Source organism: Paracoccus laeviglucosivorans (assembly GCF_900182695.1).
In the GTDB taxonomy this organism is placed as follows: Bacteria; Pseudomonadota; Alphaproteobacteria; order Rhodobacterales; family Rhodobacteraceae; genus Paracoccus; species Paracoccus laeviglucosivorans.
In genome coordinates this window covers 1-20912 of record NZ_FXTK01000030.1, presented here as the reverse complement: position 1 = coordinate 20912, position 20912 = coordinate 1, and the positions used below count along the sequence as shown (strand labels likewise).

The 20912-nt window shown below is 64.1% G+C and carries 17 protein-coding genes; 9 read left to right on the top strand and 8 right to left on the bottom strand.

The window, feature by feature from the left end; genetic code table 11:
* Positions 1–29 precede the first annotated feature (29 nt).
* A complete protein-coding gene (locus tag FN835_RS19240; protein WP_142664862.1) occupies positions 30–1337 on the bottom strand; it encodes a short-chain fatty acid transporter in 1308 nt (435 codons plus the stop codon).
* Positions 1338–1548: 211 nt separating this feature from the next.
* On the opposite strand from FN835_RS19240, the gene FN835_RS19235 reads away from it, so the two are divergent.
* On the top strand, positions 1549–3015 hold the full coding sequence (locus FN835_RS19235) for an alanine/glycine:cation symporter family protein (protein WP_142664861.1): 1467 nt from the start codon (positions 1549–1551) through the stop codon (positions 3013–3015).
* A 406-nt stretch (positions 3016–3421) separates the two neighbouring features.
* On the top strand, positions 3422–5071 hold the full coding sequence (locus FN835_RS19230) for a BCCT family transporter (RefSeq protein ID WP_142664860.1): 1650 nt from the start codon (positions 3422–3424) through the stop codon (positions 5069–5071).
* 49 nt (positions 5072–5120) lie between these two features.
* Here FN835_RS19230 and nhaA read toward each other — a convergent pair whose 3' ends face one another.
* Positions 5121–6299: a Na+/H+ antiporter NhaA gene (gene nhaA / locus FN835_RS19225; RefSeq protein ID WP_142664859.1), complete on the bottom strand. Its 1179-nt coding sequence runs from the start codon at positions 6297–6299 to the stop codon at positions 5121–5123.
* A 594-nt stretch (positions 6300–6893) separates the two neighbouring features.
* On the opposite strand from nhaA, the gene FN835_RS19220 reads away from it, so the two are divergent.
* The 4 genes from FN835_RS19220 to arsH are packed head-to-tail and all read left to right on the top strand — an operon-like array spanning position 6894 to position 9422.
* Positions 6894–7250 (top strand): ArsR/SmtB family transcription factor, encoded by a 357-nt coding sequence (locus tag FN835_RS19220; RefSeq protein ID WP_142664858.1) that lies wholly within the window; start codon positions 6894–6896, stop codon positions 7248–7250.
* Positions 7251–7252: 2 nt separating this feature from the next.
* Positions 7253–7678, top strand: a complete 426-nt coding sequence (arsC, locus tag FN835_RS19215; protein WP_142664867.1) for an arsenate reductase (glutaredoxin) — start codon at positions 7253–7255, stop codon at positions 7676–7678.
* Positions 7678–8736: an ACR3 family arsenite efflux transporter gene (arsB, locus tag FN835_RS19210; protein ID WP_142664857.1), complete on the top strand. Its 1059-nt coding sequence runs from the start codon at positions 7678–7680 to the stop codon at positions 8734–8736. Before arsC ends, arsB begins: the two co-directional genes overlap by 1 nt.
* Complete coding sequence (arsH, locus tag FN835_RS19205) at positions 8736–9422, top strand: arsenical resistance protein ArsH (protein WP_425467490.1); 687 nt, start codon at positions 8736–8738, stop codon at positions 9420–9422. Before arsB ends, arsH begins: the two co-directional genes overlap by 1 nt.
* 267 nt (positions 9423–9689) lie before the next feature.
* Here the strand turns inward: arsH and FN835_RS19200 are convergent, their stop codons facing one another.
* The 6 genes from FN835_RS19200 to FN835_RS19175 all read right to left on the bottom strand — a co-directional run bounded on the left by FN835_RS19200 (position 9690) and on the right by FN835_RS19175 (position 14959).
* Entirely contained in the window at positions 9690–11129 is a 1440-nt protein-coding gene (locus tag FN835_RS19200; RefSeq protein WP_142664855.1) for an IS1182 family transposase, read from the bottom strand.
* Between the two features lie 66 nt (positions 11130–11195).
* Entirely contained in the window at positions 11196–11513 is a 318-nt protein-coding gene (locus tag FN835_RS19195) for a type II toxin-antitoxin system RelE/ParE family toxin (protein ID WP_142664854.1), read from the bottom strand.
* Entirely contained in the window at positions 11510–11779 is a 270-nt protein-coding gene (locus FN835_RS19190; protein ID WP_246098814.1) for a hypothetical protein, read from the bottom strand. Before FN835_RS19190 ends, FN835_RS19195 begins: the two co-directional genes overlap by 4 nt.
* 109 nt (positions 11780–11888) lie before the next feature.
* On the bottom strand, positions 11889–13895 hold the full coding sequence (locus FN835_RS19185) for an ATP-dependent helicase (protein WP_221930489.1): 2007 nt from the start codon (positions 13893–13895) through the stop codon (positions 11889–11891).
* Positions 13896–13958: 63 nt separating this feature from the next.
* Positions 13959–14282 (bottom strand): hypothetical protein, encoded by a 324-nt coding sequence (locus tag FN835_RS19180; RefSeq protein WP_142664851.1) that lies wholly within the window; start codon positions 14280–14282, stop codon positions 13959–13961.
* Positions 14283–14293: 11 nt separating this feature from the next.
* Positions 14294–14959, bottom strand: coding sequence for an SOS response-associated peptidase (locus tag FN835_RS19175; RefSeq protein ID WP_142664850.1), 666 nt, complete (start codon positions 14957–14959; stop codon positions 14294–14296).
* A gap of 154 nt (positions 14960–15113) precedes the next feature.
* Here FN835_RS19175 and FN835_RS19170 point away from each other — a divergent pair, with 154 nt between their 5' ends.
* From FN835_RS19170 to FN835_RS19160, 3 genes are read left to right on the top strand one after another with little or no spacing between them, the layout of a single operon-like run.
* Complete coding sequence (locus FN835_RS19170; RefSeq protein WP_142664849.1) at positions 15114–15875, top strand: ImuA family protein; 762 nt, start codon at positions 15114–15116, stop codon at positions 15873–15875.
* Positions 15790–17313, top strand: a complete 1524-nt coding sequence (locus tag FN835_RS19165; RefSeq protein WP_142664848.1) for a Y-family DNA polymerase — start codon at positions 15790–15792, stop codon at positions 17311–17313. The genes FN835_RS19170 and FN835_RS19165 overlap by 86 nt, the downstream gene beginning before the upstream one ends.
* The gene (locus FN835_RS19160) at positions 17310–20570 is read left to right on the top strand and encodes an error-prone DNA polymerase (RefSeq protein WP_142664847.1); all 3261 of its coding nucleotides are present in this window, start codon (positions 17310–17312) and stop codon (positions 20568–20570) included. Before FN835_RS19165 ends, FN835_RS19160 begins: the two co-directional genes overlap by 4 nt.
* The last annotated feature ends 342 nt before the right edge of the window (positions 20571–20912 follow it).

Genomic DNA, 20912 nt, shown 5'->3' with positions numbered 1-20912 from the left:
TCGCTCCGGTTTCTGTTTCGGCTTGAACGTCAGATAAAGGTCAGTCCGACCGAGATGATGATCCCGGACAGAACAAGATGCAGCGTGCAAAAGCCCATGATGTCGCGCGCCTTCAGGCCCGCAATGCCCAGGATCGGCAGCGCCCAGAAAGGTTGCACCATGTTTGTCCAGCTGTCACCCCATGCAACCGCCATTGCCGCACGGGCGGCGTCAACCCCCAGCGCCTCAGCCGCGGGCAGGATCACCGGGGCTTGGATCGCCCATTGTCCGCCACCCGAGGGCACGAAGAAATTCACCAGACCCGCGCTCATGAAGGTCCAGAAAGCAAAGCTGCGCTCGGACGCGAACGAGGTCAGCCAGACCGAGATGGTCTCGGCCAGGCCGGAATTCAGCATGATAGCCATGATCCCGGCATAGAACGGAAACTGGATGACGATGCCCGCCCCGCCCTTGACGCCCTCGTTCAGGCTGGCGAGCAACCGGCGCGGCGTGCCGTGCAGCACGATGGCGACGATCAGGAACAGGAAGTTGACAACATTCAGCGTCAGCGTGCCCGAGCCCGCGAAATACTGAAACAGGAAGGCCAGCCCTGCCGCACCGATCAGCCAGCTGAGGACGCGACTGTTTTCAATCTTTTCGGCGGGGGTCCTGCCGGGGCTGTCTGATACCTCGGGTTCGGCCAGCAGGGCGGGATCGACAAAGACTTCCTCGCCCTTCCTGGGCATCATCAGGCGGTTGACCAGCGGCACGGCAATGAACAGGCCGATGACGATGAACAGGTTATAGGCGGCAAAGATGGTGCGATCCGTCGGGATGATGCCGATCATCCCCTCGAAGGAATGCCCCGAGGTCGCAATCGCCAGCGGCACCGAGCCCGCCAGCCCACCATGCCAGACGATGAAGCCCGAATAGGCCGAAGCGACCAGCAGCCGGTAATCCACCCGCACCTTGCGCGCGATGGCCTTGGCAAACAGCGCGCCGACGACCAGCCCAAAGCCCCAGTTGATCCAGCTGGCGGTCAGCGACACGAAGCTCACCAGCAGGATCGCCGCACCGGGCGAGCCAGCCAGATCGGCCAGCCGCTCCAGAATGCGGCGCACCAGCGGGGTCGAGGCCATCATGTAGCCCGTGACCAGCACCAGCAGCATCTGCATGGCAAAGGACAGCAATTCCCAGAACCCTGCCCCCCACATTTCAACGACGGCCATGGGCGAATGCCCTTCGATCCCCATGGCTGCGATCATCACGACCAGCGTCAGGATGACGACGAAGATGTAGGGGTCCGGCAACCAGCGGTCGACCAGCCTGACCAGCGGGCGGGAAATGAAGTTCAGCATCTGTCCTCCTAGGTTGATGCCGAGTGTGAGGGGTGAGGCGGAGGTTTCAACCGTAAATCCGCCTTGGATCGTGCATTTCCTGCCCGGCGCGCAGGCCGCATGTCCGCAAATGCCAGCGTGCTGCGGCATCGATCCCGGCGGTTGCGTCAGGTTGACAACCCCGGGTCTAGCTGACGACATGCCTTTTTTGGCAGCGGGGGAGGCACGCAAAATGAACAGTCTTGAAGAAATCCTGGGCACCATCGGCGGGATCGTATGGGGACCATTTCTGCTGATCCCCCTGCTGCTGGGCACCGGCATCTATCTGACCATCCGACTGGGCGGCATCCAGTTCCTGCGGCTGGGCGCGGCATTGCGGCTGGGCCTGATCAAGCGTAAGGACGACGATGCCGAGGGCGATATCTCGCAATTCCAGGCGCTGACCACTGCGATGGCGGCAACGGTCGGCACCGGCAATATCGTCGGAGTGGCGACCGCCATCGGCATCGGCGGTCCCGGTGCGCTGTTTTGGATGTGGATGACGGCGCTGCTGGGCATGGCCTCGAAATATTCCGAGGCGTTTCTGGGCGTGCGTTTCCGCACCACCGACACGGCGGGCGAGAAATCCGGCGGCCCGCAATATTATCTGGAACGCGGCATCCCCGGCGGCTTCGGCAGGTTCCTGGCGCTGGCATTTTCCATCTTCGCGGTCTGCGCCTGCTTTGGCATCGGCAACATGACCCAGGGCAACTCGATCGCCTCGAACCTAGAACGCAGCTTCGCCGTGCCGACCTCGGTCACGGGGGCGGTTCTGGCAGCGATGACGCTGCTGGTGCTGGTCGGCGGCATCAAGTCGATCGGCAAGGTCACGGCGGGCTTCGTCCCGGCGATGATCCTGTTCTACGTGCTGGGCGCGCTGTATATCCTGATCGCCAATATTGGCGCGGTTCCGGCGGCCTTCGGGGAAATCTTTGGCCAGGCCTTTACCGGCACCTCGGCGGTGGGCGGATTTCTGGGTTCGACCATCATGATCGCGGTGCAATACGGCGTGGCGCGCGGCATCTTTTCGAATGAATCCGGCATGGGCTCTGCCGCCATCGCGGCGGCTTCGGCACAGACCACCCATCCGGTGCGCCAGGGGCTGGTGTCGATGACCCAGACATTCATCGACACGATCATCGTCGTGACCTGCACCGGCCTTGTCATCGTGACCACCGGCGTCTGGCAGCAGACCGACCCGGCGACCGGCGAACAGATCTCGGCCGCGATCATGACGGGCGAGGCGTTCAGCCACGGCCTGCCTGGCCAATGGGGCCATTGGATCGTGACCGTTGGTCTGGTGCTATTCGCCTATTCCACCATCCTGGGCTGGGCCTATTACGGCGAACGCAATATCGAGCGGCTGGTGGGTCGCGGCGGCGTCATGCCGTTCCGCATCCTGTTTTCGCTGGTGGTGTTCTTTGGCTGCACGGTGCAGCTGGGCGTGGTGTGGAACTTCTCGGACGTGATGAACGGGCTGATGGCGATCCCGAACCTGATCGGGCTGCTGATCCTGTCGGGCCTGATCGTGCGCGAGACGCGCCACTACCTGCGCCACGACCCCAAGCTGGAAGCCAACCGCGCCGAGATCGAGGCATTCATGCAGGGCCAGCCCGGCTGGGAAGAATGGCAACGATCCGAGCGTTCGGTTCACAGATGACTGGCGTGTCACAGGCAGGCGGGATTGCGCATTCCGCCTGCCGAAGCGCGTGAACTGCCGCAATCCCTGCCTCATGTGCAATAAAATTTTGAATAAATTTCAGTAGTTTATATAAAATCGTGGCGCGGATAGCGCCGATTTTCATGGTCATCGCGTTGAGATTTCGCGTCTCGATCCTATGATGGCCCACATGCTTGTTGATCCCTGCGTCTTCGATCCCACTGGATCGCTGCCTGCCGGCTTTCTTGTCAGAGAGCCTTCTCCGCGCCACTTTGGCCGTGGAAACTGCCGGGTGTGCCATATCGTTTCTGCGTAATCACGGCGACCCGCACCAACAAGCAATCCCCCGAACAATCCCCGCGCAACCGCGCTTTCCCTTTGACGAAAGGTTCCGACGGAACAACATATGACCGAATTAAAACCCCCATTCACCGATATCGACATCCAGACTGTCGATAACGGATTTTACGAAGGCTACTCGCTTCCGATCACACTGGCCTCCAAGATCGCCTTCGCCCTGCTGACCGCCTGGGCCTTGCTTAGACCCGGCAGTGCCGAGGCGATCCTGTCGCTGCTCAACACTGAAATCCTTGGTGTCTTCAACCTGTTCTACATCCTCGCTGTCGGGGTCTTCGCCTGGTTCCTGATCGCCGTCGCCGTCATCCCGTCATCGGGAAGACGCAAGCTGGGCAGGCCTGATGAAAAGCCGGAATTCTCGAACTTCTCGTGGTTTGCGATGATGTTCGGGGCGGGTCTTGGCGTCGGCCTGATGGTCTATGCCACGGCCGAGCCGCTGAACCTCTGGGCCGCCAATCCTGAAATCATCAAGGGCAGTGTGGTGCCGAACTCACCCGAGGCGATCCAGTCCGCATATCGCTATACGTTCCTGCATTACGGCATGCATGCATGGGGCATCTATGTGGTGACGGGGCTTTGCCTTGCCTATTACGCCTATACGCGGGACATGCCCCTGACGATCCGCACGGCCCTGACGCCGCTCTTCGGACGGTATCTGAATGGTCTGGCGGGGCATGTCGTGGACGTGCTGGGTGTCATTGCGACCATACTGGGCGTGGCCGTGACCATCGGCTTCGGCATCAGCCAGCTGGTCGAGGGGCTGTATTCCATTTCCGGGATGGAGTGGCTTTTGCAGCCCGGTCAGGACGGCGGACCGCCGATGCCGTCAGCTGTGGGGCTGATCGCGGCGCTGATCGTGGTCATGGCACTGTCGACCGCCTCGGCGGTGTCGGGTGTCGGACGTGGCGTGAAATACCTGTCGAACCTGAATCTGGTGCTTTCCACGATCCTGCTGCTGGTCTTCATCTTCTTCGGTTCGTTCGTCTTCGCGATGACGACCTATGGCACGGCGCTGGTGGATTACGTGCTGCACTTTCCGGCCATGTCGTTGCAGGCCTATCGGACGGGCACCGCACTTGGCGACTGGCAGGCCGGATCGACCACATTTTACTGGGCGTGGTGGATTGCGTTCTCGCCCTTCGTGGGCCTGTTCCTGGCGCGGATTTCGCGGGGGCGCACCGTGCGCGAATTCGTCTTTGGTGCGGTGGTCATGCCGTCGCTGGTCTGCTTTGCGTGGATGACCATTCTGGGCGGCACCTCGATTGATCTTGAGCTGTCGGGCGTGGCCGATGGAACGATCATTGCCGCATCCTTGACGAACAAGCTTTTCGCGACGCTGCAATTCATCCTTGGGGATCAGGTCTATGCCATCGTCACCGTGATGTGCGTCGTGCTGATCCTGACGTTCCTGGTGACCTCGGCGGATTCGGGCCTGCTGGTGATCAACACGATCATGGCAGGCGGAGAGGCCGAAACCGACACCCGGCACCGGATCCTTTGGGGCGTCCTGCTGACGTTGGTTATCGCGGCGCTGATCCTGGCGGGCGGCGGGGGGCTTATGGTCTTGCAAAGCGCGATGATGATCGGCGCGCTGCCCTTTGCCTTCGTGATGATGGCGATGTGCGTCTCGTTGGCCAAGGCGCTGTATCGCGATCATCATCGCGACCGCTGGGCCGAAAAGAATGGGCAGACGGCCTGATGCATCTGCGATGCCCGCCCGCATGTGCCGGGCGGGCATTGCCGTGAAATCAGCGGGGCGACCGAACCTCGCCCCGCACCATGCGAAGGACAGCATAGCCCGCTGTCCCCGCGATTACGGACCCGATCAGGATGCCGAACTTGACCCGGTCCTGCAGAGCAGGATCGTCAAAGGCCAGAAGGCCGATGAACAGGCTCATCGTGAACCCGATCCCGCATAGCAGCGAGACACCCAGAACCTGCATCCAGCTTGCCTGAGCAGGCAGATCGGCCAGCCCCGTCCGCACCATCAGCGCGACGGATCCAAAGACACCGATCAACTTGCCCAGCACCAATCCCGCCGCGACGCCCAGCGTCACCGGCTCGGCCAGAACGGCGGGGGTCACGCCCGCGAAGGATACGCCCGCATTCGCAAATCCAAAAATCGGCACGACCAGAAACGCCACCGGCTTTTGCAGCCAATGCTCCAGCCGGTGCAGCGGCGATTGCGCAGGCGCCGCCTCGGGCTTGGCTGGTGTCCGCGTGATCGGGATGGTCAGCGCAAGCACCACCCCCGCCAGCGTCGCGTGGATGCCAGAGCGCAGCACCAGCACCCAAAGCACTGCCCCCAGGATCAGGTAAGGCGTCAGATGCCCCACCCGCCGCATATTGATCGCGACAAGCATCAGCACGACCACCCCGGCGCCGACAAGATCAGGCACCGACAGGTTCGAGGTATAGAATAGCGCGATCACGATCACCGCGCCCAGATCGTCGATGATCGCCAGCGCCGCCAGAAACACCTTCAGCGAGACGGGAACCCGTGGCCCCAGAAGCGACAGGACCCCCAGCGCAAAGGCGATGTCGGTCGCCGAGGGGATCGCCCAGCCGCGCAGCGCCGCCGGATTGCCCAGGTTGAACGCCACATAGATCAACGCTGGTACCGCCATCCCACCCACGGCCGCGATCCCCGGAAGAATGCGACGCGGCCAGGTTGACAGTTGGCCGTCCGTCATCTCGCGCTTGATCTCCAGCCCCACCATCAGAAAGAACACGGCCATCAGCGCGTCGTTGATCCAATGCTGAACGCTCAGCGGGCCAAGATAGGCGTGCAGCCCGTCGAAATAGGCCGGAGCCAAGGGCGAGTTCGCGGTGGCGATCGCCAGGGCGGCAACGATCATCAGGACAATGCCGCCCGATGCCTCGCTATTCAGAAAGCGGCGGAAGGTGGGGTTGCCAGTTTTGGACATGCGTCTGCGTCTCCTTCGGAAAGGGTTGGATCCATCTCCGTAATCAGGGGAAACCCTGGGCGCACGCAGCACACGCCTCAGGTCAGAAAGGTAGCGACGCAGGCCTTGGCGTCAACATGAAAACCGACCACGAGCAGGCCTGTATCAGAAGACAAAGAGCCGATCTTTCCCTAGAAGTGCGGCTAAATTGTGGCCCTTGAAGAACGACCCGAACGATAAGTTGTTCTGAACAGTTGCCACACTCGATTTTCGTTTCGCAGTAAGTGATTGCGTTCCGTCGCCTTGGATCGACTTTCCCCCAAGCGAGGGTGATGAACTTTGAGGTGCAGCGAACGACCGCCTGATCTGTAGCGCCGAACTTCTAATAGGCGGTTTTTTGTCCCCAAGCATCGAACGACTGCTTTGGAGAATGCGGCGGTGCAGCATCTCGCTGAGCCGACCGTCGGCTAAGGGCCGACCTTCGTATGCAGTGCGTGTGACACTGCTGACGGCGGTGATCCTGCCGTCTGCTGTGGCGCGTCGCCCTCGTCACTTTCCCTTGCATCCAAGCTCCTTCTAACTGAATATATCAATATTCGTTGAGGGGTTGATTCGATGGAAGAGGAACGCGCGCTTGCTGCCTTCGCGGCGCTGTCGCAGGAGACGCGGCTCCGCATCGTGCGGCTGCTGGTCCAAGCAGGACCGGAGGGCATGGCGGCGGGAGCCATCGGAGAGGCTATCGAGGCAACCACCTCGCGCCTGTCCTTCCACCTGACACATTTGGAACATGCGGGGTTGATACAGTCGCGACGCGACGGTCGATTTATCATCTACTCCGCGCTCTACCCGTCCTTCTCGGGTCTGATCGAGTTCCTGATGCGCGACTGCTGCCAAGGGCACCCGGAGATTTGCACGCCTGCCGTTGCGGCAATGGCTTGCGCCTGCGAACCCGCCGCCACGGGAAAGGCATGACCGTGGACATCGTGATCTATCATAACCCCGCCTGCGGCACATCTCGCAACGCGCTGGCAATGATCCGCAACGCGGGCATTGAGCCGCATGTGGTCGAGTATCTGAAGACGCCGCCATCCCGTATTCTGCTCGGCCAGCTCATCAAGAGGATGGGGATCACGCCGCGTGTCCTGCTGCGCGAGAAGGGCACGCCTTATGCCGAGCTTGGTCTGGAAGATCCTGCTTTGTCCGATGAGGCCCTGATCGATGCGATGATGGTGCATCCGATCCTTATCAACCGGCCTATTGTCGTCAGCCCGCAGGGGGTCCGGCTCTGCCGTCCCTCCGAGGCGGTGCTGGACTTGCTGCCTGCGCAGCAAGCCGCCTTCAGCAAGGAAGACGGCGAGCAGGTTGTGGACGAACACGGCAACCGTGTGCGGAGCGCATGATGCAAAGCCTGTCATTCCTCGACCGTTACCTGACGCTGTGGATCTTCGCCGCCATGGCGCTTGGCATCATGCTTGGCACCGTGTTTACCGACTTGCCAGAGGCGCTTAACGCAATGTCGGTCGGCTCCACCAACATTCCCATCGCCATCGGCCTGATCCTGATGATGTATCCGCCTTTGGCAAAGGTGCGCTACGAGGAACTGCCCCAGGTATTCACGGACAAGCGCGTGCTGGTTCTGTCGCTCATCCAGAACTGGATCATCGGGCCGGTGATGATGTTCGTGCTGGCGGTTGTCTTCCTGCGCGATCAGCCGGAATACATGACCGGTCTGATCCTGATCGGCCTTGCCCGCTGCATTGCCATGGTGCTGGTGTGGAACCAGCTGGCGCGCGGCGACAACCAGTATGTTGCGGGTCTGGTGGCCTTCAACTCGATCTTCCAGATCCTGTTCTTCTCCACCTATGCTTGGCTGTTCCTGACTGTGCTGCCGCCGCTATTCGGGCTGGAAGGCAGCGTGATCGACGTGGGGTTCTGGACGGTGACGAAGGCCGTGCTGATTTACCTTGGCTTGCCCTTCCTTGCGGGCTTCGTGACGCGGCGCGTCCTGATCGCGCGAAAGGGCGAGGGTTGGTATCAGGACACGTTCCTGCCGACGATCGGCCCGCTGACGCTGGCGGCGCTGCTGTTCACCATCGTCGCGATGTTCAGCCTCAAGGGCGGCGACGTGCTGCGCCTGCCGCTGGACGCGCTGCGGATCACGGTGCCGCTCGTGATCTACTTCGCCGTCCAGTTCATCGTCAGCTTTGCGATGGGCCGCTGGATCGCCAAGGACTACCCGCGCACCACGGCCATCGCCTTCACGGCAGCGGGCAACAATTTCGAGCTTGCGATTGCCGTTGCCATCGCGGCTTACGGTCTGGCCTCTCCCGTGGCCTTCGCCGCTGTCATTGGGCCGCTGGTTGAAGTGCCGGTTCTGATCCTGCTCGTCAGTGTGGCCTTGCGCCTTGGCCGCCGATGGTTCCCCGGCGATGCCGCGCTGAAGCAGGCCCGCGCATGATCCCCGACCTGCCGAACCTGTCGCCAGAGGCCGTGCACCTGCCGCAGATCGACGGTCCACCGCCGCGCATCCTGCTGCTTTACGGCTCGTTGCGCGAACGCTCCTTCAGCCGCTTCGCCACGCTGGAAGCCGAGCGCCTGCTGCGCCACTTTGGCTGCGAGACGCGGGTATTCCATGCGCACGGCCTGCCGCTGCCCGATGATGCCGAGTCCGATCATCCCAAGGTGCGGGAGCTGCGCGATCTGTGCCTATGGTCCGAGGGACAGGTCTGGACCAGCCCCGAACGGCATGGCGCGATGACCGGCGTGATGAAGTCGCAGATCGACTGGATTCCGCTGTCGATGGGCGCGATCCGCCCCACGCAGGGGCGAACGCTGGCGCTGATGCAGGTGTCGGGCGGCTCGCAAAGCTTCAACGCCCTGAACCAGATGCGCGTCCTGGGCCGCTGGATGCGGATGCTGACGATCCCTAACCAGTCCTCGGTCGCCAAGGCGTATCAGGAGTTCGGCGAAGACGGTCGCATGCAGCCATCCCCCTATTACGATCGGATCGTGGACGTGATGGAGGAACTGTTGCGCTTCACCCTCCTGACGCGGGATCGGCCCGACCTGACGGACCGCTACAGCGAGCGGAAGGAAGCTGCCGAGAAGGTGCAGGAGCGCCTGAACCTGAAGGACGCAACCTAGAACGAATGTCCGGTTTGGGGCTGCTGTTTCGTGACGTAGGATTGGCCCCTTATCCGCAGCAGGCTAGCGGCCGGTTTGTCCCGCAGCGCAGACGCTCCTCATCTCGAACTGCTGCGAAACGCGTCGATCGGCTGCTTCGGGGAATGCTGTCGTGCGGCATTATCAAAATGCGACCGACAGCTATGGGCCGAGGCTGTGTGGAAACAGTTGGTTAGCGGCACATGGGGTCTTCGGTGTCGCTACCGCCGCAGAGCTGCGTCAGCTTTCTCAGTTCGCGATCTCGGCGATGAGACGGCGGATGCCGATCAGGGAGATGGCTCGTTTGATGTTATAGGCGAGGACGTTCAGCGCCATTTCCGTCCTGACATTCGGCAGACGCCTCGTCAGGAAATGTGTCGCGCCCATCCAAGCCTTTATTGTGCCGAACGGATGCTCGACGGTGCAGCGCCTGCGCGTCATCGGATCCGGATCTCGGCCAAGCCGCGCCAGCATGTCATCGACCAAATGCTCGTGTTCCCAGCGGGTGATCCGCCGCTCGGTTCCCGTCGTGCAGCGATGCCGCAGGACGCAGGTCTGGCAGTTGTTGATCCAGTAGCGACGCACCTGAACACCGCGCTCTTCGCGAGTGTAGCGATAGGACAATTCATCGCCCGCGGGGCAGACATAGACATCGAGCGCGGCATCATACCGGAAGTCTGCCTTCACGAACCAGCCTTTGACCCCATTGCCCGAAGTGGCCGGGCGCGGCACGGTCACCATGATCCCCGCCTCGTGGCAGGTGAGGATTTGTGAGCCGCTGAAGTAGCCCTTGTCGGCAATCACATGGAGGTCGTCACCGCCGAGCGCGGCCTGGGCCGCCAGCGCGGTCGGAGCTAGTTGATCGCGGTCAAAGACCGCATTCGTCACCTCATGGGCGACGATCAGATGGGTTTCGGTATCGACAGCGCTTTGGACGTTGTAGCCGACCATGCCGCTGTTGCGGGCGCTCGTCGCCATAGCACGCGCATCCGGATCGGTCAGCGAGATCTGGCCATCCGGCGCTTCTGTCAGCGCTATGTCCATTGCCTTCAGCCGCGCGATCTCTTGGCGGATGCTGCCATAGCGGCGCGCCAGATGTGCAACCCGCTCCGCCCGCGCCTCGCCTTCCTCCAGCCGGTCGATGCGGACCATCTCATTGATGTAATGTTCGACCCCGGCCTCGAGATGGGCCAGACGACTGGCGATCTTGCCTTTGGTGAAGTTGCGATCACGGTTATTGACCGCCTTGAACTTGCTGCCGTCGACGGCGACGCACGCTCCCTTCAGCACACCGATCCGGCGGCAAAGCTCGACAAATTGCGCGCAAGCCCGGCAGATGCCCGGACCATTGTCGCGCCGAAGGTCGGCAATAGTCTTATGGTCCGGGGCGAGCCGACCCGTCAGCCACATCAGTTCCACATTGCGCCCGGCCTCGCGCTCGAGACGGCGGCTCGACGGGATGCGGTTCAGGTAGCCATAGATGAACAGCTTCAGCAGGACCGCGGGATGATAGCCGGGACGGCCCGTCCGCGCTGGCGTGAACCGCGCGAAACCGAGGCCCTGCAGGTCGAGTTCATCAACGAAGAGGTCAACGACCCGAACCACGCTATCAGCGTCAATCCAGTCGTCCAGACGATGGGGAAACAGGGAAGCTTGATCGCGCTCAACGCCCTCAATGAATCCAGCCATCTCGACCTCCCGAAACCACGAGAAAGTCTAACACAGAAGGGAGTTTCCACACAGGCTCGGCCGAGGTCACCGGCTGCGCGAACTGCTGCGCATGGCCCAGTCCGCACCGCCATAGGTGATGGCGTAGATCAGCACTTCGGCAGCTTCATCCTCCACCACGAACGCGATCACGGCCTTTCTGCCTACCGGAATGGCCCGCACGCCGGGGGCAATTTCATCGCGGAGGCTACCCTTGTGCGGTGTGGTCTTCAGTGTGGCGACAGCCGCCTCGATCTCGGCCAGTTTACGCGCGGCCGCGTCCGGCCCGGCATAATCGAGTATCCAATGGGCAATCGCATCGAGGTCCCGCGCAACGAGCGGATGGTAGCGGATCCGGTAGATCAAACGCGTCTCGCCGCTCCGACTGCTGCCAGTGCAGCACCGAAGGCATCGTCCTGATCAATGAATGCCGTGCGCGGGGTTGCCATCCGGCTCCGAATTTCTTCCGCGAGGGCCGAGAGCGCCACATCCCGCTCCTGCTCGTCCTGCATCATCTGTTCCAGCGCAGCAGCAACCGCGGCGCTCTGGGTCGCGAAGGCGCCTTGACCGACTTTTTCCGCAAGGAACCGATGGTGGCGGTCAGTGAAGCTGAGAGTGGTTTTTACCGTCATTTGCGCCTCCATAGTATGACTGAGTCATATACCGACTTCTGTCGTCGGTCGCAACAGTGGGGCAGGGGGTAGAGAATATTGCCTGCTATGAACGTAAGCCTGCGTTTTCTTACCGCCAAATCTCCTGCAGGCCAGCCGCCACATCTACGCGCCCCGGCGCCGGCGTTGCCGCCTGCCCGGTCGCTTGCGGCGCCCAACGTGTCACGTCGAACAGGTCTAACATATCGCTGGTCAGGAACCGGGTGCGCGCGGCGAACAGATGTCTGTCGCCACGCTTCACTTGTTGTGTGACGTAGAAACGCAGGGGCACGCCGATCGTCAGCTGGTCCTTGGCGTGGGTCATCGCCACGTAGAGTAACCGCCGCTCTTCTTCGATGTCGGCGCTTTGCCCGGTGCCGAGATCCGAGGGAATGCAGCCATCGACGGCGTTCAGCAAGAAGACCGCCTTCCACTCCTGCCCCTTGGACGAGTGGATGGTCGACAGGATCAGATAATCATCGTCCTTTAGCGGCACGCCCGCCTCGGCGCTGGTCGCCTCGGGCGGATCAAGCGTCACGTCGGTCAGGAACTTCTCGCGCGTGGGATAGGTGCTGGCAATCTGTTCCAATTGCAGAAGATCTGCGCGGCGGAACTCGGCATCCTCATGGATGCGGTCAAGATGCGGTTCATACCAGAGGCGCGCGCGACCGATCGCGTCAGGCCAGCCGGTGGGCTGCAGCGCGGCCACCAGATCGGCCCAGCCGGTCACCTTTGATGGGGCGTCCATCTGCGCCAGCACCGCCATCGGATCGGGGACGGTCAGGCGGTCCAGCAGCTTCGCTGCCGTGCCGGGTCCGAGGCCCGGTAGCAGCTGCAGCATCCGGAACCCCGCCACGCGGTCACGCGGGTTCTGAGCAAAGCGCAGCACCGCCAGCAGATCCTTCACATGCGCGGTATCAAGGAATTTCAGCCCGCCGAACTTCACGAAGGGAATATTGCGTCGGGTCAGCTCCACCTCCAGCGGACCGGAATGGCTGGAGGTGCGGAAAAGCACCGCCTGCTGTCTCAAGGTCATGCCGCCCTCGCGATTGGCCAGCACCTGATCGGCGATGAAGCGGGCCTGATCCGTCTCGTTCGGCAGATTCACCAGACGCGGCTTCTCGGCCGAGGGGCGATCAGACCACAGATCCTTGGTAAAGCGCTCGGGCGCCCGTGCAATGACGGCATTCGCCGCAGCCAGGATCGGTTGGGTCGAGCGGTAGTTGCGGTCCAGCGTCACCACATCCGCCGGTGGCGAGAAGGCTGCAGGGAAGTCGAGAATGTTGCGCACGGTCGCGGCGCGAAAGGCATAGATCGACTGCGCATCGTCACCGACGACAGTCAGACCTTGCCCCGACGGCTTCAGGGCCAACAGGATGCGGGCCTGCAGCATATTGGTGTCCTGGTATTCGTCGATCAGCACATGATCCCACATCGCGCCCAGATGGGCCGCAAAGCCCGGATCGGCCATGACCTGCGCCCAGGCAAGCAGCAGGTCATCATAATCCAGCACGTTCTGAGCCTGCTTTGCGACGACATAGGTGCCGAACAGCCGCTTCAGCTCCGCCGCCCACATGGCGCACCATGGGAAATGGTCCGTCAGCACCTCGGCCAAAGGCGTGCCGGAGTTCACGCTGCGCGAATAGATCGCAAGGCAGGTGCCCTTGGCCGGAAAGCGGGTCTTGGTGCTGGAGAGCCCCGCCTCGTGCCGACAGAGGTTCATCAGATCGGCGCTGTCTTCGCGGTCATGGATGGTAAAGTCCGGGTTGAGCCCGATCTGCGGTGCCAGATCGCGCAGGAGCCGGGCACCGATGCCGTGGAAGGTTCCGGCCCAGGTCAGCGCCTCGGCGGCATAGCCTTGACCCATCACACTTTCGGTGATCCGCGACACGCGCCGGGTCAGCTCAGATGCCGCGCGGCGCGAGAAGGTCATCAGCAGGATCCGCCGGGGATCTGCCCCCTGCTTCAGCAGATGTGCAACGCGGTGCGACAGCGTGTTGGTTTTGCCCGAGCCTGCGCCCGCGATGATCAGCAGCGGCTCGGCACCATGCTCGACCGCACGGCGCTGCGCTTCGTTCAGGTTCTGCAGATATCCCACGGCGACCTCCGGGCTCATGCCCGAATGATTAACGCATCCGGAACGAATTGAGAACAGAGAAGGCTAGCTGTCGTCCTTCTCGACGCGCGCGAGCCATTCCGCATAGGGCGTGTTCTTTGCCATCTCGCGGTTCAGGTCCGGGGCGCCATCCCGCCACCAGACCGGGCCGCGCTCGCCAAGCGCCTGCTTGGCGGCATCGACGGCATGGTGGGCTGCGGCCTCGGCTTTGCGGTCTTGCGCGGCACGGGCGGCTTTGACCGCGCGGCGGGCGTCCATCAACTCGTTGACGAGACGGGCCCGTTCGGATTCGGACAGATCCGGATTGGCCGAGCGCCACAAGCGGCCCCGGACGATGATGTAGCGACCGTCGGGCGTGGTCAGGGGCATCTCGGCGCGACCTATGCCTGTCGGACCGGGGACGAAATGATCTGCAGCGCCGCATCGGGCAGCGGGCGCTGCAGGGCGCGCGCCACCGGCCAGTCCGCCTTGAGCCACATCTCGATCTCGTCTTTCGTGGTCAGGATCGCCGGCATTGCCTTGGGATGGACCGGCGCCACCACCGCATTCGGTTCGCAGGTCAGGAAAGCGAAGAGCTCATGCGCGCCAGCGCGCGGGGTCCGCGCTGAACCACGCGTGCCCTGCCATGGCGTCCAGATCCCGGCAAAGAAGAACAGCGGCTGCGCCTCGCTGAGGGCGAACCAATGCAGAGGCTTGCGCTTCGTTACCGGATCTGGGACCGCGCCATATTCCGAGAAGGCGGTCGCGGGCACCAGGCAGCGGTTCTCGACCCCGAGCCAGCGCCGCCAATGCGGGCTGGCTGTGTTGCGGATATTGGTGACGCCGGTATCGGGCGCGTCCGGTGCCTTCAGGAACTGTGGTGGCGTCGGCATGCCCCAGGTCAGCCGGGCCAGTTCCGGACAATGGGGCGTGTTGCGGATCACCGGCGCCGGGCGGTCGGGATAGATGTCGAGCACCGGCTCGAGATTGCCGAGGCTGTCCTGCATGCCTTGGACGACATCGCGCATCGCCTGCTGGTTCGTCGTCACATTATACAGATTGCACATCGGCTTAGGTCTTTCTTGGCCTCGCGCAGTCCATGATCGTGCCATGTTGCTCAGATCACAAGAGGCGCAGTCAGCATTGACTCACGTTGGCATTCGGGAACAAAGAGGGAACATATAGCCTTGAGTCCCTGAATATCTGGAGCCTGACACTGCCATGTCCGCGCGTCCCTCTCCCGCGGCCCTCGCCGCGCTCCGCCAGAAAATCTCCGCCCTGGAGGGCGATGCTGGCCGGTCTCAGACCGTGCTGCCCTTCGGCATTGCCGGTCTTGATCGCCGCCTGCCGAAGGGCGGCCTTGCGCTCGGATGCCTGCACGAGGTCGCAGGCGGCGGCAATGGCGCGGTCGATGGCGCGGCGGCGGCCTGCTTTGCCGCCGGCATCGCCGCACGTCTGCCAGGACAGATCATGTGGTGCGTCACCCAGGCCGATCTCTTCGCACCGGCGCTGGAGCAGGTCGGCCTGCCCGCGGGCCGGGTGATCTATGTCGAGGCCGGAGACGATACCTCGGTGCTGGCCTGCATGGAGGAAGGGTTGCGCCATGGCGGACTCGGCGCAGTGGTCGCCGATGTGGCGAAGCTGTCGATGACCGCCTCGCGACGCCTGCATCTGGCGGCCAAGGGATCGGGCACCACCGGCATCGCGCTGCGGCGCTGGCGCCGTCAGGGGGACGCCAGTGACTTCGGCCAACCCACGGCGGCGATGACGCGCTGGCGCGTCTCGGAGCTACCCTCGGCACCGCTGCCGGTGCCGGGGCTGGGACGCGCCCACTGGCTGGTCGAGCTGATCCGGGCACGGGCGGGCGAGAGCCTCGATATCGAATTGGAGGCATGCGATGGCACGGGTCATCTCGGTCTACCTGCCGCATTGGCCGACCGATCGGCGGCGCAGGCAGGCGGGCTGCACAGCGCCTTCGGCTGAGCTGCCGCTGATCATCGTCGGTCGGGTCGGCAATCGCCGCCTCGTCACAGCCGCCGACAGCGCTGCCCTGGCGCTGGGATTGCAGATCGGCATGCCGGTCAGCAAGGCACAGGCACTGGTGCCGGATCTGCAGGTTGAGGCGGCCGATCCGGGTGCTGACACCGCCAGCCTCGAACGCCTCGCGCTCTGGGTGCTGGAACGGGTCAGCCCGATGGTGGCGGCCGATCCGCCGGATGGGCTGGTCATCGATTCCACCGGGGCCGATCACCTGCATGGCGGCGAGGCCGAGATGCTGGACGGGCTGCTCGGGCGGTTGATGCTGTCGGGCCTTGATGCGCGGGCGGCGATCTCGGACAGCTGGGGCGCGGCCCATGCGCTGGCCCGCTTCGCTGCGGATCCGATCTATCTGGCCGATCCCGGAGCAGCGAAAACGGCGCTTGCGCCGCTGCCGCTGGAGGCGCTGCGGCTGCCGCCTGCCGTGGCGGTCGGATTGCGCGATCTGGGCTTTGTCAGCATCGGCGATCTGCTGGTTCAGCCGCGCGCGCCTCTGACCCGACGCTTCGGGCCGGAACTCGGTCGCCGTCTCGACCAGGCTCTGGGCGATATGGCCGAACCGATCGTGCCGCTGCGCCCCGACGGGCTGATCGAGGTCCGCCGGGCCTTTGCCGAACCCATCGCCGCCGCCGAGACCATCGCCCGCTATATCGGCAAGCTGGTGGGGCAGCTTTGCGCCGTGCTGGAGGAGCGTGGTCTTGGCGCCCGGCGGCTGGACCTGCTTTGCCACCGCGTCGACAACCGCATCGAGGCGGTGCGTGTGGGCCTGGCCGTGCCGCAGCGTGACCCGAAGCGGCTGACCCGATTGCTCTGCGACAAGATCGAGACCATCGCACCGGGATATGGCATCGAGATCATGGTGCTGAGCACCCCCGTGGCCGAGCCGCTGGCGCCAAGGCAGGCAGGCGGCGGGTTGCTGGAGCCTGCCGTGCCGGACCTGTCGGGCCTGATCGACATCCTGGCCAACCGCGTCGGTGCCCAGGCCGTCTACCGCATCGCCCCGGTGGCCAGCGACGTGCCCGAGCGCGCCGTCATGCGGATCCCCGCGCTCGCTACTGAGACCGGCGCGGGCTGGCCGCACCATTGGCCGCGCCCGGCGCGGCTGCTGCCGCGTCCCGAGCCGATCGAGACCATGGCGCTCTTGCCGGATCAGCCCCCGGTCTGGATCGCCTGGCGCGGCATTCGCCGCCGCGTGCGCCGGGCCGACGGGCCGGAACGTATCTTCGGCGAGTGGTGGAAACGCGACGCCGAGATGATCGCGGTGCGGGATTACTTCCGCATCGAGGATGAGGCCGGCGCGCGCTACTGGATTTTTCGGGCTGGCGATGGCGAGGATGCCGGTACCGGTTCGCATCGCTGGTTCCTGCACGGGATCTTCGGATGAGCCGCTATGCCGAGCTGCAGGTCACCTCGCAATTCTCCTTCCTGCGCGGCGCGTCATCGGCCGAGGAATTGTTCGCCACCGCCGCCGCCATGGGGATCGAGGCCCTGGCGGTGACTGACCGCAACTCGGTCGCGGGCATCGTCCGCGCCTGGGAGGCGGCCAAGGCCACCGGCATCCGGCTGATCGTCGGTTGCCGCCTCGATCTGGCCTGCGGCATGGCGCTGCTGGTCTATCCGACCGATAAGACAGCCTGGTCGCGGCTCTGTCGGCTGCTGTCGCTGGGCAAGGCCCGCGCCGGCAAGGGGCGATGCCATCTCGAATGGACCGATCTCGCAGCCTATGCTGAAGGCCTGATCGCCGTGCTGGTCCCAGATCTCGCCGATGACCTCTGCGCGCTGCAGCTGCGCCGCCTGCGCGACCTGTTCGGGGATCGCGCCTATCTGGCGCTGACGCTGCGCCGCCGCCCCAACGACCAGCTGAGACTGCACGAGCTGTCGGTGCTGGCCGCGCAGCTGCGCGTGCCGACGGTGGTGACGAACGATGTGCTCTATCACGCACCGGCCCGGCGCATCCTGCAAGATGTGGTCACCGCCATCCGCCACAACACCACCGTCGAGGCGCTGGGGTTCCGGCGCGAGCGCCACGCCGATCGCTATCTGAAGCCGCCGCAGGAAATGGCCCGGCTGTTTGCCCGCTACCCGGAAGCGCTGGCCCGCAGCCTCGAGATCATGACCCGCTGCCGCTTCTCGCTGGATGAGCTGCGCTATCAATATCCCGAAGAGCGCGACGATCCCGCCCTGACACCGCAGGAGACGCTGGCCGCGTTGACATGGGCGGGTGCTGCGGATCGCTACACAGAGGGCATCCCCGAGGAGGTCACGGCATCGCTGAACCACGAGCTGCATCTGATCGGCAAGCTCGGCTACGCGCCCTATTTCCTGACCGTCCACAGTATCGTGCGCTTCGCCCGGTCGCAGGGCATTCTCTGCCAGGGCCGGGGATCGGCGGCCAATTCGGCGGTCTGCTTCGTGCTGGGCATCACCTCGATCGATCCCGGTCGCAACGATCTTCTGTTCGAGCGCTTCGTCAGCGAGGAACGCCATGAGCCGCCCGATATCGACGTCGATTTCGAACACGAACGCCGCGAGGAGGTGATCCAGTGGATTTACCGCACCTATGGCCGCGACCGGGCCGCACTGACCGCCACGGTAATCCGCTACCGCGCCAAGGGGGCGTTGCGCGATGTCGGCAAGGCCATGGGGCTGCCCGAGGATCTGATCACCGCGCTCTCGGCGCTGATCTGGGCCTGGTCCGAGGACGGTGTCACCGATGCGCAGCTGCGCGAGCTGAACCTCAATCCCGCCGATCGCCGGTTGCGGCTGACCCTGGATCTGGCGGCGCAGCTGATGGGGGCCCCCCGGCATCTGTCGCAGCATCCGGGCGGGTTCGTGCTGACCCAAGATCGGCTGGACGATCTGGTGCCGATCGAACCGGCTGCCATGGCCGACCGCCAGATCATCGAATGGGACAAGGATGACATCGACGCGCTGAAGTTCATGAAGGTCGACATCCTCGCCCTTGGCATGCTGACCTGCATGGCCAAGGGGTTGGCGCTGATCGCCGAGCACAAGGATGCAAGCTATGACCTCGCCACCATTCCGCCGGAGGATCCGCGCACCTACGCGATGATCCGCCGCGCCGACACGCTCGGCACCTTCCAGATCGAGAGCCGGGCCCAGATGGCGATGTTGCCGCGGCTGAAGCCCCGCACCTATTACGATCTGGTGGTGCAGGTCGCCATCGTGCGGCCCGGCCCGATCCAGGGCGATATGGTGCATCCCTATCTGCGCCGCCGGGCCGGGCTGGAGGTGGTGGATTACCCCAAGCCGGAGCTGGAGGCGGTGCTGGGCAAGACGCTCGGCGTGCCGCTGTTTCAGGAGCAGGCCATGCGGGTGGCGATCGAATGCGCCGGTTTCACGCCGGGCGAGGCCGACATGCTGCGCAAGTCCATGGCGACCTTCAAGTTCACCGGCGGCGTCAGCGCCTTCCGCGACAAGCTGATCGAGGGCATGGTCGCGCGGGATTACGACCGCGACTTCGCCGAGCGCACGTTCAAGCAGCTCGAGGGCTTCGGCAGCTACGGCTTCCCGGAAAGCCATGCGGCCAGCTTCGCGCTGATCGCCTATGCATCATCCTGGCTCAAATGCTGGCATCCCGACGCCTTCTGCGCCGCGCTCCTGAACAGCCAGCCCATGGGCTTCTATGCCCCGGCCCAGATCGTGCGCGATGCGCTGGACCATGGCGTCGAGGTGCGCCCGGTTTGCGTCAACGCCTCCCGCTGGGACTGCACGCTGGAACCGACCGGGGATGAGACCCGCCTCGCGGTCCGGCTCGGTCTGCGCATGGTGAAGGGCCTCGCCAATGTCCATGCCGCCGCCATCGTCACCGCGCGGGCCGACACGCCCTTCGCCTCGGTCGAGGATCTCTGGCAGCGCGCCGACGTGCCAACAGCCAGCCTGACCCGCATCGCCGAGGCGGATGGCTTTCGCCCGGCCTTCGGACTCGCCCGGCGCGAGGCGACCTGGGCGATCAAGGGCCTGCCGGAGGCCGAGCTGCCGCTTTTTGCCGCCGCAGCCCGCCGGGACGGCCGGGGGCACGAGACCCTCGAGCCCACCATCGCCCTGCGCCCCATGGCCGCTGGCCGCGAGGTGGTCGAGGATTACAGCCATGTCGGCCTGTCGCTGCGTCGGCATCCGGTCGCCTTCCTGCGCGCGGATCTCACCAGACGCCGCATCGTCAGCTGCGCCGAGGCGATGTCCTTGCGCGACCGCCGCTGGTGCGAGGTAGCGGGCCTGGTGCTGGTGCGCCAGCGCCCCGGCTCGGCCAAGGGGGTCATGTTCATCACGCTGGAGGACGAGACCGGCATCGCCAATCTGGTGGTCTGGCCCAAGACCTTCGAAGCCCATCGCCGGATCATCCTCGGCGCCGGGATGATCGCCGTGCGCGGCCGCGTGCAGCGCGAGGGCGAGGTCGTGCATCACGTCGCCCACACCATCACCGATCTCTCTGCCGCCCTGGGCAGCGTCGGCGAACGTAACGCGGCTTTCCCGCTGCCCCATGGTCGCGGCGACGAGTTCCATCACGGATCGCCTACGCCGGACCAGCGCGACACGCCAAAGGGCCTCAGAACCCGCGACATGTATGTCCGCGATCTGCATCTCGACACCATCAAGGTGAAGACGCGGGATTTTCGGTGAGCATACGTCTCATTCGGTCCGCACGGACTGCTCAGGAACCAGAGGTTGCTTGCTGCAACTTTGCCCCTTGTTGATTCCGCCTCAAGGCGGTCTGCAAACCTGCGCACGCGGCCGCAACCTCCAATCGCCTAACATGCCATACGCTAATCCCTAATACCGTGTGATAATGCCGGATCTTTTGCGATCTCGCAGGTCTGAAACGGCCATGCCTGCGGCACGACGCCTGAAACATGACGAAAACGGACCCTTTGCGCCGCATCGCGGAGCTCCCCAGCCCGGCACCTTCGCACGCTGCGGTTGCGTTGACATGGCGGAGCCCCTCTGGCAGCAAAGGGGTATGGC